Raw genomic sequence first — 12,263 nt, 5'->3', positions numbered from 1 at the left:
GTCGTCGTCCCGGTCAGCTCCAGGCGCGGTCCGACCGGGCCGCCCAGTACGCCGCCGGGTCCTCCGGGGCGCCGAGCGCCTCGGCGACGACGGCGGGGTCGAGCCCGAGCCCGGCTCCGGTGACGTGCGACGCCAGGTGCTCGGTCGTCGCGGCGCCGGACAGCACGCGCCACGCCCACGGCTGCGCCAGCGCCACGGCGACGCACAGCTGGTCGACCGGGACGCCGACCTCGCGCGCCAGGCCGACGACGTGCCGGGCACCCGGGGCGTCGTCGTCGGTGCCGGGGGTCAGGCGACCGTTCGCGACGACCTCCTTGACCACGACCTGCGCGCCGCGCCCGGCCGCCTCCGCGGCCGCGGGCCCGACCGAGGGCTCCAGCGGGTTCCACGTCACCTGGAACGCGGTGAACAGCGGAGCCCCGCCGACGACGACGTCCAGGGCCGTCCGGACGGCGTCGGCCTGGTGCGGGCCGGAGGTCGAGATGCCGACGCGGATCCCGCGGTCGCGGACCCGCGCGAGCTCGCGGTGCAGGGCGGTGTCGGTGAGGGCGCCGGACTCCAGGGTCGCGGAGTGGACGAGGTACCGGCCCAGGTGCCGGCCGAGGAACCGGTCGCTCTGCGACCACTGCTCGCGGAAGGCGTCGACGGAGTGGTCCTTGACCTCGTGGACGTCGGCGTCCAGGCGCCAGTCGCCGACGTACCGGTAGCCCCACTTGGAGCCGACCTCGACCTCCCGGGAGTCCCGCCCCGCGAGCCAGGCGGCGACGAACTCCTCCGCGCGACCGTAGGAGCGCGCGACGTCGACGTACCGGACGCCGGCGGCGACGGCGGCGTCGAGCAGGGTGTGCGTCCGGCGCTCCAGGGCCTCCGGGGCGCGCTCGGCGCCCAGGTCCGCGGTGCGGCCGGGGGTGATGTAGGACGGGCGGCCGACGGCGGCCAGCCCGATCCCGAGGCGGTCGGCGGTCATGCGCCGATCATGCCGGGCCGGTCGGGCGGAAGCGCGCGCGGCGGGTGCCCGACAGTGCCGACAGGCTCGTGGGACGCGGGCGTCGCACTCGTCACGCTGCGGAGCAGCTCGGCGAGGAGGTGGTCCAGGAGGGCCCGCTGCGCCGGGCCCACCTGCGCGAGCAGCGCCGCCTGAGCGGCGAGGTCCTCCGCGACGACGGCGTCGGTCAGGCGCAGCCCCGCCGGGGTGAGCGTCACGGTGCGGGTCCGGGCGTCGTCGGCGCCGACCCGGCGGGTCACCAGCCCGCGTGCGGCGAGGCGGTCGACCCGCTTGGTGACGGCACCGGAGGTGACACCGAGGCGTCGCTGCAGGTCACCGGGCCGCAGGTCCGGGGCGCCGGCGTGCCGGAGCTCCACGAGGACGTCCAGGTCCCCCCGGCCGAGGCCCGCCGCGGCGAGCGGAGCGCGCAGGCGCAGGTCGAGGGCGTCGGCGATCAGCCGGACGCGCTCCAGGACGAGCGCGGGCGTCGCGTCCAGGTCCGGACGCGCGTCCTGCCAGGCGTCCACGGTGCGCCGGATGCGGTCGTCAGCCACGGGAAGCACTCTATCTTCCACGGAAGCAATAACGCCGGGAGGCTAGAAAGTTCCAAGGAAGACATGTCCTCGAGCGCGCGGTGCTGCACACGACGGTGGGGAGTGGCCCACGCCACCCCGGCGTGAGACGGAGGTCCCCTCAGAGAGCGGTCCCGGCTGTCGACACTGGGGGAGGCCCGCGCGGATCGCTGCGGCCCCAGCTCGTCCTTGACTCGCCCTCCCCCGCTCCTCCGCCGCGTCCGCGCGCCCCCACCCGACCGGAGTCCCCCCGTGCCGCTGCTCACCGAGGTGTCGGGGCTGCTCGCCTCGATCACCGGCCTCCTCCTGTGGCTCCCGCAGGGCCTGCGGGTGTGGCGCGACCGGCACGACCCGGAACGCCTCGCCGGGATCGCGCTCCCGACGCAGGTGCTCTCCCTCGCCGGCAACGTCCTGTGGCTCGTCCACGCGATCGGCATCGGGTCCTTCTGGCTCGGCGCTCCGAGCATCGTCAACATGCCGATCGCCGTCATGACGATCGTCGTCGTCCGCCGGGCGGGCGCCGGGCGGGCCACCCGGAAGGACGCCGTCCGCGAGGCGGCACCCAGCACGGACCAGGCCGCCTGCCCCTGCACCCTCACGCGGCTGGACCCCGCGCTCGCGTCCGACGGCGACGCCCTCGCGCTCGCGAGCTGACGCCCTGGGGGGGCGCCCGGGCCGAGGTCGACCTGCGGGATGACGGCTTCCCGATCTACGGTCGGGGGCGTGATCGACTCCCTCCGGCCCCTCGCGTGACCTCCGTCCTCGACGTCGTCGCGGCGTCACCGCTGCTCGCGATCGTCGTCGTGATGGCACTCGGCACCGTCCTGGGGGCCGTCCCCTTCGGGCCGGTGCGGTTCGGCCCGGCCGGAGCGCTGTTCGTGGGGCTGGCCGTCGGGGCGCTCGACCCCCGCCTGGGCGAGGGCCTCGCCCTCGTGCAGACCCTGGGCCTCGCGCTGTTCGTCTACACGGTCGGGCTCGCCGCCGGGAACACCTTCTTCCGGGACCTGCGCCGTCAGCTGCCGCTCATGGCCGTCGGAGTCGGCGCGATCCTCGTGGCGGCGGCGACCGCGTTCGGGCTCGGCGGCCTGGCGGGCCTCGGCGGGCCGCTCACCGCCGGCACGTTCACCGGTGCCCTGACGTCGACCCCCGCGCTCGCGGCCGCGGTCGCCGCGGCGGAGAGCCAGGAGCCCGCCGTCGGCTACTCCCTCGCCTACCCGGTCGGCGTCACGGTCGCGATCCTCGTCGTCGCCGCGACGGTGACCCGGCGGTGGCCGGGGCCGCGCGACCCGCAGCCGGCGGCCGGGCTCGGCCTCCTCGCCGTCACCGCGCAGGTCGAGCGCACGACGACGCTCGACGACGTCCCCGGCGTGCGCGACCAGGGCGTGCGCATGTCCTACCTGGCCCGCGGGAGCCGGACCCGGGTCATCGCGCCGCACGAGCTGCTGCACCCGGGGGACCAGGTGGTCGTCGTCGGCCCGCAGGAGGCGGTCGACGCCGCCGTGGCCCACCTGGGCGTGCGCGTCGAGGAGCACCTGGCGGACGACCGGACCACCGTGGAGAACCAGCGCTTCGTCGTGTCGGACCGGCGCATCGCCGGACGCACCGTCGCCGACCTGGACATGCCCGGGCGGTTCGACGGCGTCGTCACGCGCGTGCGCCGGGGCGACCTGGACCTGCTCGCCCGCGACGACCTCACCCTGGAGGTGGGGGACCGCGTGCTCGCGGTCGTGCCGCGGGAGCGGCTGGCCGAGGTGCAGGACTTCTTCGGCGACTCCGAGCGGCGGGTGTCCGAGATCGACCCCGTCACCGTGGGCGGCGGCCTGGCGTTCGGCCTGCTGCTCGGGCTCGTCACGCTCCCGCTGCCGGGCGGGGTGGCCTTCGCGCTGGGCTCGGCCGCCGGTCCGCTGCTGGCGGGCATGGTGCTCGGCCGGCTCGAGCGCACCGGCCCGCTCGTCTGGCGCATGTCGCTCGCGGCGAACCTCACCATCCGGCAGCTCGGGCTGCTGCTCTTCCTCGCCGCGGTGGGGCTCGCGTCGGGGCAGGCGTTCGCCGAGCAGGCGCTCACCGCGACGGGCCTGCGGGTGGTGCTCGTGGGCGTCGTCGTCGTCGGGCTTGCGTCCGTCCTGTTCGTGCTCGGCGCCCGCGCCGTGGGGGTGAGCGCGCCGCGCGCTGCCGGGGCGCTGGCGGGGCTCGTCGGGCAGCCGGCGGTGCTCGCCTACGCCGGGTCCCGCGTGGTCGACGAGCGCGTCGAGGCCGGGTACGCCGCGCTCTTCGCGCTGGGGATCATCGTGAAGATCCTGCTCGTGCAGGTGCTGGTCATCGCCTGAGCGCGACTGCCTCGCACGGGTTACGGCCCGCTGACCTCCTTCTCGGTCGGTCGACCGGGCGCGCGATGGTCCTGCGCGGCCTGCTCGCGGGCCTGCCGTGCCTTCCGCAAGGCCTCCGGGGTGCGGACGTCGGCCGCCGTCAGCGGCACCCACCGGGACGCCAGCCGCTCGTCGGGGACCGGGGTCGTCGTCCCCCGGAGGGGGTCGGGCGCCAGGCGGTGCGGCTCGAACGGCCCGTGGTGGCGGTAGTGGTCCATGACCTCGACGGCCCGCGACCGAGCGCGGTCGAAGGACGGGTCCGCGAACATGTCGCGCGGGCCGATGAGCTCGCCGTCCGTGAGCTGGAAGCCGAGGCAGACGACGCGCGGTGGCCCGTCCGAGCGCGTCGGGTGGGCGTCGTCCAGGCCGACCGGCATGAGGGGCGCGCGGTGGGCGCCCCGGAGGCCGCCGGCGACGGAGTAGGGGAAGGCGAAGGGCTCGAGCACCTCACCGACCGAGGGCAGCCCCGACTCCGCCCGCACGATCATCACGGGGTCGTCCTGCCCCGCCGACCTGCCCGCGATGAGCGACAGCCGCTGCGTGCTCGTGGCGGCCGCGACGACGCCGGTGGCCGCGGAGCGCACGCAGTGGATCACGTAGCGGGAGGGGGCGCCGACGTACAGGAGCAGGTCGTAGGTCTCCGCCGGGCACGCGAGCTCGACCGCAGTGTTCTCCTGCAGGTCGTAGACCTCGAAGACGAACCCCTCGCGCATCGCCGGGTCCACGACGAGGCCTGAGGAGGTAAAGGGGTCGGCGAAGGTGCGGAAGAGCGGGTAGTTCCACGCCCCGGGCTGGGCCTGGTCGGTGAGGAAGCAGAGGACCGGCTCGCTGGGCCGCTCCTCGCCGATCTCCAGCTCGGCGTAGCCGAGGCCCGGGCCGCGCAGCTCGCCGTCGGGCGTCACGTCGTCCGGCTCGACGTCGTGCGACTCGACCCCGTGCGACCGGACCCCGTCCGGCTCGGCCCCGTCCGACTGGACCCTGTCCGACTCGGCCCCGTCCGTTGCGGCGCGGTCCGCCCCGGCCGGGTGCGGCCCAGCCCGCTTCCTCCCGGCCCCGACGACGTCGTCGCGGGTCCCGCCGTGCAGGCCGAGCTCGTCGGCGACCGCGCTGGTCCGGCGGAAGACGTCCCACGCGAAGCTGTGCACGACCTGCGCGTCCGCACCGTGCCGGTGGCTCATGATCAGCGCGAGGTCGTCGCCGCAGGAGGCGACGTGCGCGTCGTCGACGAGCCCCGACTCGATCGCGCGGCGCAGCTCCCGGCCGGCCGCGGCCTCCTGGTCCGGGTGGACCGACGAGTGACCGACCCACCCGCCGGTGTCGGCCTTGATGATGGACAACGTCCGCATCGTGCCCACCTCCACGTGGCGACGTCCCGCGACCTCTCCACCGTCCGCCGGTGCGGAGGGGTCGTCGAGGGACGGAGGTCCCGCGCCGCGGGGGACGTCGGCGGGTGGTGGGCGGGTTCCTCAGGCCGATCCGCGCAGGACCACGTGGGTCTCGAGCAGGGTGCCGACCGGCTCCGGGGACTCCCCGCGCAGCTGCGCCAGCACCGACTCCGCCGCGCGCTCCCCGAGGAGTCGCGCGGGCTGGTGCACCGTCGTCAGCTGCGGGTGCGTGCGCCGGGCCCAGGAGGAGTCGTCGAAGCCGACGACGCCGACGTCCTCCGGGACGCGCCGGCCGTGCGCCCGCAGGGCGTCGAGCGCGCCGGCCGCCACGGCGTCGGAGGCGGCGAACACGCCGTCGACCTCGGGGTCGCGCTCGAGGAGCTCCTCCATCGCGGTGCGCCCGGCGGTGTACTCGTAGAGGGGGCGTGCGACGACGAGGCGCTCGTCGAACCGGTCGCCCAGCGCCTCGCGGAAGCCCGCCAGCCGGTCGGCGCCCGAGTCGCGGTCCAGGGCGACCGCGATCATCCCGATGCGTCGCCGTCCGGTGCTCACGAGGTGCCCGGTGATCGCCGCGGCGGCGCCCCGGTTGTCGATCCCCACCCACGGGACGGACACGTCGGCGGGGGGCCGGCCCACCAGGGTGGCCGGGATGCTCAGCCGGCCGATCGCCCCGAACAGCGAGTCGTTCTGCCGGGCGGAGACGACGACGGCGCCGTCGACGAAGCCGCCGCTCAGGTACCGGGCGACGCGACGGCTGTCCCGCTCGGAGTCGATCACCAGGCTGACCATCTGGTGGTCGGCGCCGGACACCACCCGGTTGGCCCCGAGGAGGATCGCGCCGATGTTCGGGTCCTCGAGGAAGAGCTCGTGCGGCTCGTGGACGATGAAGCCGATCGCCTGCGCCCGCTGGAGCGCGAGGTTCCGGGCGGCCGTGTTGGGGACGTACCCGACCTTGGCGACGGCGGCCTCGATCGCGGCCCTGGCCTGGGCGGAGACGTAGGGCTCGCCGTTGAGGACGCGGGACACCGTGCCGCGGGAGACCCCGGCCTCCAGGGCGACGTCGCGGATGGTCGCGCGCCGGGGGCGTCCGCTGGTGGACATGCCCGGATGCTAGCCGCAGGCCGGGTCCCGACCGGGACGCCGTGCGGCCGAAGGGGTGGCGGGGGAGTGCCCGCCGTGACCGCGCCGCAACCGCACCGTGACCGTCCCGTGATCGCTTTTGGGCGGCATTGGTCGGATGTGTTGACACACCTCGATCACCGCACGTAGCGTCTGTGAACGGTCACAGAACACGCAGTCCCGACTTCGGTCCTGCTCTCTGTGAACGGTCACAGAAACGTCAGAGCCGACGTGGCGGAGGTCGCGTCGGGCTCGCACCCGAAGGAGCGCCATGAGCACCGCCGCACGCGACGCCGCCCCCGCCGGGGCCCGCGACGTGGCCGGTGCCGGCGCGGACCGGCCCCGCTTCGTCCCGGAGCGCTTCGCGTTCGGCTGCGACTACAACCCCGAGCAGTGGGACCCGTCGGTGTGGCAGGAGGACGTGGTCCTCATGCGCGAGGCCGGCGTCGACCTCGTCGCGGTCAACGTCTTCGGCTGGTCGGACGTGGAGCCCGAGGCGGGACGCTTCGACCTCAGCCGCCTCGACGCCGTCGTCGCGCTGCTCCACGAGCACGGCATCGGCGTGAACCTCGGCACCGGGACGGCCTCCCCGCCGCCGTGGCTGACGACGCTGCACCCCGAGATCCTGCCCGTCATGGCCGACGGCACCACGCGTTGGCCGGGCGGGCGGCAGGCGTACTGCCCGAGCTCGCCGGTCTTCCGGGAGCGGTCGCTCGCCCTCGTCGAGGAGGTCGCCCGCCGCTTCGGTACGCACCCGGGGGTGCGCCTGTGGCACGTCTCGAACGAGCTCGGCTGCCACAACTCGCTCTGCTACTGCGACACGTCGGCCGAGGCGTTCCGGGAGTGGCTGCGGGCGCGGTACGGCACGGTCGAGGCGCTCAACGCCGCGTGGGGGACGTCGTTCTGGAGCCAGCGCTACGGCGCGTTCGAGCAGGTCCTGCCGCCGCGGGAGACCGTCTCGTCCTCCAACCCGACGCAGGTGCTCGACTTCCACCGCTTCAGCTCCGACGAGCTGCTCGGGCAGTACCGCGCCGAGGCGGAGGTGATCCGCCGCCACAGCACGATCCCCGTGACGACGAACTTCATGGTCACCGCTCACCAGCGCGACATGGACTACTTCGCCTGGGCGCCGGACATGGACGTCGTGGCGAACGACCACTACCTCGACCACCGCCTGCCGGACCCGCACCTCGAGCTGGCGTTCGCGGCGGACACGACGCGCGGCATCGCCGGCGGCCGCCCGTGGCTGCTCATGGAGCACTCCACGAGCGCCGTGAACTGGCAGCCTGTCAACGTGGCCAAGGCCCCGGGGGAGATGCTGCGCGTCTCGATGTCCCACGTGGCCCGCGGGGCGGACGGCCTGTGCTTCTTCCAGTGGCGCGCGTCCGCCCAGGGCGCCGAGAAGTTCCACTCCGCCCTCCTGCCGCACGCCGGGACGTCGTCGCGCACGTGGCACGAGGTCCTGGAGCTGAGCCGCACGCTCGACACGCTCCGGGAGGTGCTCGGCAGCACCGTCCGCAGCGACGTCGCGCTGGTCTTCTCCTACGAGAGCTGGTGGGCGGCCGACGGCGGCAACCGGCCCTCCGGCGACGTCCGGTACCTCGAGCAGGTCCACGCCATGTACGGCGCCCTGCGCGCTGCCGGCCTCGCCGTCGACGTCGTCCCGCCGGGTGCGGCCCCCGAGGTCCTCGCGCGGTACCGGATGCTCGTCGTGCCGGAGCTGTACCTCGTCCGTGACGCCGAGGCGGCCGCGATCGAGCAGTTCGTGGCCGACGGCGGGCACGCGGTCGTCACCTTCTTCAGCGGGATCGTCGACGAGGACGACCGGGTGCGCCTCGGTGGCTACCCCGGTGCGTTCCGAGACATGCTCGGTGTGGTGACCGAGGAGTTCCACCCCCTGCTGCCCGGCGAGACCGTCACGCTCGACTCGGGCGCCACGGCGAGCCTGTGGACCGAGCACCTGCGGACGGTCACCGCGAAGGCCGTGGCCCACCACGTCGACGGCCCCCTGCCCGGCGTCCCCGCGATCACCCGCAACGAGCACGGCCACGGCACGGCCTGGTACGTGGCCACGGCGCTGGACGCGACCCACGCCGCGGAGCTGGTCTGCGCGGTCGCCACCCACGCCGGCGTCACCCCGATGCCCGCCGCCGGTCCCCAGGTCGAGGTGGTCCGCCGGGCGCACGACGGCGGCGCGTCCTACCTCTTCGTCATCAACCACAGCGACGACGTCGTCGAGGTGCCGGTGCCCGGTCACGAGCTGACCCAGGGCGTCCGCACGGAGACGCTGCGGGTGCCCCCGGGCGCCGTGCGCGTCGTCAGGGAGGACGAGACGCCATGAGCACCACCGCACTGGACGCGCCGGCGAGGACGGCGCCGTCACCGGTCAACAAGACGAAGGTCGCCCACAAGTCGGCGATCGCGGTCTTCGTGGCCCCGTTCGGCGCCCTCTTCGCGCTGTTCTACCTCCTGCCCATCGGCTACGCGGTGTGGCAGTCGACGCGGGTCGTCGAGCGGGAGGGCACGTTCGGGCCGCCGACCGAGGTGTTCGGGGGGCTCGCGCAGTACCGGAACGTCCTGGACAACGAGGCGTTCTGGGAGTCGATCGGCCGGGTGCTGCTGTTCGGGATCGTCCAGGTGCCGGTCATGCTCGGCCTCGCGCTCGTCTTCGCCCTGCTGCTCGACTCGCCCCTGGTGCGCGGTCGGCGGTTCTTCCGCCTGGCGTTCTTCGCGCCCTACGCGGTGCCGGGCGTCATCGCGGCGATCATGTGGGGCTTCCTGTACTCGCCGAACCTGTCGCCGTTCCGGCCGCTGACGGCGGAGATCAACTTCCTGTCCGCCGACCTGGTGCTGTGGGCCATCGCCAACGTCGTCACCTGGGTCTACGTCGGCTACAACATGCTGATCATCTACTCGTCCCTCCTGGCGATCCCGACGGAGGTCTACGAGGCCGCGCGGCTCGACGGGGCGTCCCAGTTCCGCATCGCCTGGTCGATCAAGATCCCGCTCGTCATGCCGGCGATCATCCTCACGGCGATCTTCTCGATCATCGGCACGCTCCAGCTGCTGGCCGAGCCGCAGGTGTTCCAGTCCTTCACCTCGTCGGTGACGAGCGACTTCACCCCGAACCTGCTCGTCTACTCCACGGCGTCCGTGCCGAACCCGAGCCTCGCGGCCGCCTTCTCGGTGGTCCTCGCGCTGGCGACGTTCATCATGTCCTTCACCTTCCTCAAGGTGACCCAGCGGAAGGCGTTCCAGTGAGCACCCCCGCAGCCCACCTGCCCGGCACGGGCGACGCGCGCGTCGCGACGGCCCCGGGTGAGACCACGCCGCCGTCGGCCCGGGCCGCCGCCCGCACGCGGGACCGCCGCGCCGGCACGCCCGCCTCCGGCCCGCGCGAGAGCATCCTGTCCCGCACCGGCGCGATGCTCGTCATGGGCGTCTTCACGCTGTACTTCCTCACGCCCATCTGGTGGCTCCTGGTCGCCTCCACGAAGAGCCGCGGGGACCTGACCGGCACCAACGCGCTCTGGTTCGCGGACGTCCAGCTCGGGCAGAACCTCGCCGCGGTGTTCGACTACCAGGGCGGCGTCCTGGTCAAGTGGCTCGGCAACAGCATCGCGTACGCCGGGGGCGGTGCCCTCCTGGCCACCCTCCTGGCGGGCATGTGCGGCTACGCCATCGCGAAGTACCGCTTCCCGGGGCGCGAGCTGCTCTTCAACGTCGTCCTCGGCGGCGTGCTCGTGCCGGCCACGGCGCTCGCCCTGCCGCTGTTCCTCATCTTCAGCGAGATCAACGCGACCAACACCTTCTGGTCCGTGTTCCTGCCGAGCATCGTCAGCCCGTTCGGCGTGTACCTCACGCGCATCTTCGCGGCGGCGTCCGTCCCGGACGAGCTCCTCGAGGCGGCCCGGCTGGACGGCTCGGGGGAGGTCCGGACCTTCTTCACGGTGTCCGTCCGGCTCATGTTCCCGGCGCTGGTGACGGTCTTCCTCTTCCAGTTCGTCGCGATCTGGAACAACTTCTTCCTGCCGCTGATCATGCTGCGGGACAGCGAGCTCTTCCCCGTGACGCTCGGCCTCTACAACTGGAACTCCGTCGTCAACCAGGTGCCGGAGCTGCGGCTCTACGTGCTGGTCGGGGCCCTGGTCTCGATCGTGCCGCTGATCCTGCTGTTCCTCCTCCTGCAGCGCTTCTGGCGCACCGGACTGGGGACGGGGGCGATCAAGTGACCGCCCGCCGTGCCCCCGCGGCCCTCCCCTGAGGTCCGTGGCGGCGCCACCCGGCCCCGCCGCTCATCCCGCACCACCCGTCCCGAGGACCCGCTCCCGTCGAGCAGGCCCTCTTAGCACCACCTCAGCACCACCCGAGCACCATCCCCAGCACCATCCCCAGCACCTCTGGACCGATCACCCCGACCGGAAGAAGGAACTGATGCGCACCACCACACGAGCGGTCAGCGTGGCCCTGCTCGCACCCCTGCTCCTCGCAGCCTGCTCCGACGCGGGCGGCGGCGAGGAGGAGGCAGCGGCCGGCGGCGGCGCTGCCGAGTCCGGCGCCTGCGAGCCGGCCGGCGAGCCGGTCACCCTCACCTACACGTCCTGGATCCCCGGGATCGAGGACGTCGTCGCGATCTGGAACGAGGCGAACCCCGACATCCAGGTCGAGGTGCAGACCGGCCCGAACGGCAACGGCGGCACCTACGCGAACTTCTTCAACCAGCTCGAGGCCGGCAACCCGCCGGACCTGGGCCAGATCGAGTTCGACGCCCTGCCGAACTTCCGCGTGCAGGACGGCCTGGAGAACCTGGCCGTCTGCGAGGACGTCGCGGCGGCCGGCGACCAGTTCATCGACTGGACCTGGAGCCAGGTCGGCCTCGGCGAGGAGGGCGCGGCCTACGCGATCCCGCAGGACACGGGCCCGATGGCCATGTTCTACCGCGCCGACCTCTTCGAGCAGGCCGGCATCGAGATCCCGACGACGTGGGAGGAGTACGCCGCGGCCGCCGAGCAGGTGCGCGAGGCGGGTGGCTACATCACCAACTTCTCCACGGGTGACATCAACCAGTTCGCCGGCTTCGTGTGGCAGGCCGACGGCTCGTGGTTCAACAACAACGGTGAGGCGTGGGAGGTCTCGCTGACCTCCGACGCGTCGATGCAGGTCGCCGACTACTGGCAGGACCTCATCGACCGCGACCTCGTCTCGAGCCTGCCGGGCTGGACGACGGAGTGGGACAACGCCTACAACACGGGTCAGGCCTGGACGTGGATCTCCGCCGTCTGGGGCGCGAACTCCATCGCGAGCGGCGCGCCGGACACGGCGGGTCAGTGGCGCGTCGCGCCGGCCCCGCAGTGGGAGGGCGTCGACGGCGGCGGCAACTGGGGCGGCTCGACCACGGCCGTCTTCAAGGGCACGGAGAACCTCTACGAGGCCTCGCAGTTCGCGCTGTGGCTGAACACCTCCGAGGAGGCGCTCAACGCGCTCATCGAGGCGGCGAACCTGTACCCGGCCACGAAGGAGGGCATCGAGCTCCCGGCCCTGTCCGAGGGTGTCGAGTTCTACGGCGGCCAGGAGATCTACGAGGTGTTCCGCGAGGCGGGCGCCAAGGTCTCGCCGGACTTCGTCTGGGGCCCGACGATGACCCAGGTCTACAACGACGTCTCCGACGGCTTCTCCGCCGCCGTGTCCGGTCAGGGCACGCTCGGCGAGGCGCTGGAGGCCGGCCAGGAGTCGACCATCGCGGCCCTCGAGGCGCAGTCGATCCCGGTCGCCGAGTGATCTGATGGTCCCGCCCGCCGGTGATCCCGGCGGGCGGGGCCCGCGACGGCCCGGCCCG

At 73.7% G+C, this 12,263-nt stretch carries 10 protein-coding genes; 6 read left to right on the top strand and 4 right to left on the bottom strand.

The genetic code is table 11. From position 1 onward, the window contains the following. Window positions 1–13: 13 nt before the first annotated feature. Window positions 14–967 (bottom strand): aldo/keto reductase, encoded by a 954-nt coding sequence (locus N866_RS01335; protein ID WP_034221561.1) that lies wholly within the window; start codon window positions 965–967, stop codon window positions 14–16. Continuing rightward, window positions 964–1,539 (bottom strand): MarR family winged helix-turn-helix transcriptional regulator, encoded by a 576-nt coding sequence (locus N866_RS01330; RefSeq protein ID WP_081802226.1) that lies wholly within the window; start codon window positions 1,537–1,539, stop codon window positions 964–966. The genes N866_RS01335 and N866_RS01330 overlap by 4 nt, the downstream gene beginning before the upstream one ends. 270 nt (window positions 1,540–1,809) lie before the next feature. Between N866_RS01330 and N866_RS19625 the strand changes: the two genes are divergently transcribed. Both N866_RS19625 and N866_RS01320 read left to right on the top strand, forming a co-directional pair. Further along, entirely contained in the window at window positions 1,810–2,211 is a 402-nt protein-coding gene (locus N866_RS19625; RefSeq protein ID WP_052022228.1) for a PQ-loop repeat-containing protein, read from the top strand. 95 nt (window positions 2,212–2,306) lie between these two features. Then, window positions 2,307–3,884 carry an aspartate:alanine exchanger family transporter gene (locus tag N866_RS01320; protein ID WP_034221558.1) on the top strand — a complete coding sequence of 526 codons (1,578 nt, stop codon included), beginning with the start codon at window positions 2,307–2,309 and terminating at the stop codon, window positions 3,882–3,884. 20 nt (window positions 3,885–3,904) lie between these two features. Here the strand turns inward: N866_RS01320 and N866_RS01315 are convergent, their stop codons facing one another. After that, window positions 3,905–5,269: a fructose 1,6-bisphosphatase gene (locus N866_RS01315; protein WP_216699355.1), complete on the bottom strand. Its 1,365-nt coding sequence runs from the start codon at window positions 5,267–5,269 to the stop codon at window positions 3,905–3,907. A 120-nt stretch (window positions 5,270–5,389) separates the two neighbouring features. Further along, window positions 5,390–6,409: a LacI family DNA-binding transcriptional regulator gene (locus tag N866_RS01310; protein WP_034221556.1), complete on the bottom strand. Its 1,020-nt coding sequence runs from the start codon at window positions 6,407–6,409 to the stop codon at window positions 5,390–5,392. A gap of 289 nt (window positions 6,410–6,698) precedes the next feature. Here N866_RS01310 and N866_RS01305 point away from each other — a divergent pair, with 289 nt between their 5' ends. From N866_RS01305 to N866_RS01290, 4 genes are all read left to right on the top strand, one after another. Further along, the gene (locus N866_RS01305; protein ID WP_081802224.1) at window positions 6,699–8,768 is read left to right on the top strand and encodes a beta-galactosidase; all 2,070 of its coding nucleotides are present in this window, start codon (window positions 6,699–6,701) and stop codon (window positions 8,766–8,768) included. Then, complete coding sequence (locus N866_RS01300) at window positions 8,765–9,688, top strand: carbohydrate ABC transporter permease (RefSeq protein WP_034221553.1); 924 nt, start codon at window positions 8,765–8,767, stop codon at window positions 9,686–9,688. The genes N866_RS01305 and N866_RS01300 overlap by 4 nt, the downstream gene beginning before the upstream one ends. Window positions 9,689–9,834: 146 nt before the next feature. Further along, window positions 9,835–10,659, top strand: a complete 825-nt coding sequence (locus N866_RS01295; RefSeq protein WP_034221589.1) for a carbohydrate ABC transporter permease — start codon at window positions 9,835–9,837, stop codon at window positions 10,657–10,659. 202 nt (window positions 10,660–10,861) lie between these two features. Continuing rightward, window positions 10,862–12,205 (top strand): extracellular solute-binding protein, encoded by a 1,344-nt coding sequence (locus tag N866_RS01290; protein ID WP_034221551.1) that lies wholly within the window; start codon window positions 10,862–10,864, stop codon window positions 12,203–12,205. Window positions 12,206–12,263: the final 58 nt, after the last annotated feature.

This window comes from Actinotalea ferrariae CF5-4 (assembly GCF_000603945.1).
In the GTDB taxonomy this organism is placed as follows: Bacteria; Actinomycetota; Actinomycetes; order Actinomycetales; family Cellulomonadaceae; genus Actinotalea; species Actinotalea ferrariae.
Note: the sequence above shows the minus strand (reverse complement) of the source record. Positions and strands in the feature narration are given on the sequence as shown.

Excerpts from the sequence above, each read along its gene's own strand:
- N866_RS01335 (WP_034221561.1), bottom strand. The coding sequence starts at position 967 with ATGACCGCCGACCGCCTCGGGATCGGGCTGGCCGCCGTCGGCCGCCCG.
- N866_RS01315 (WP_216699355.1), bottom strand. The coding sequence starts at position 5,269 with ATGCGGACGTTGTCCATCATCAAGGCCGACACCGGCGGGTGGGTCGGT.
- N866_RS01290 (WP_034221551.1), top strand. The coding sequence starts at position 10,862 with ATGCGCACCACCACACGAGCGGTCAGCGTGGCCCTGCTCGCACCCCTG.
- N866_RS01305 (WP_081802224.1), top strand. The coding sequence starts at position 6,699 with ATGAGCACCGCCGCACGCGACGCCGCCCCCGCCGGGGCCCGCGACGTG.
- N866_RS01310 (WP_034221556.1), bottom strand. The coding sequence starts at position 6,409 with ATGTCCACCAGCGGACGCCCCCGGCGCGCGACCATCCGCGACGTCGCC.
- N866_RS01300 (WP_034221553.1), top strand. The coding sequence starts at position 8,765 with ATGAGCACCACCGCACTGGACGCGCCGGCGAGGACGGCGCCGTCACCG.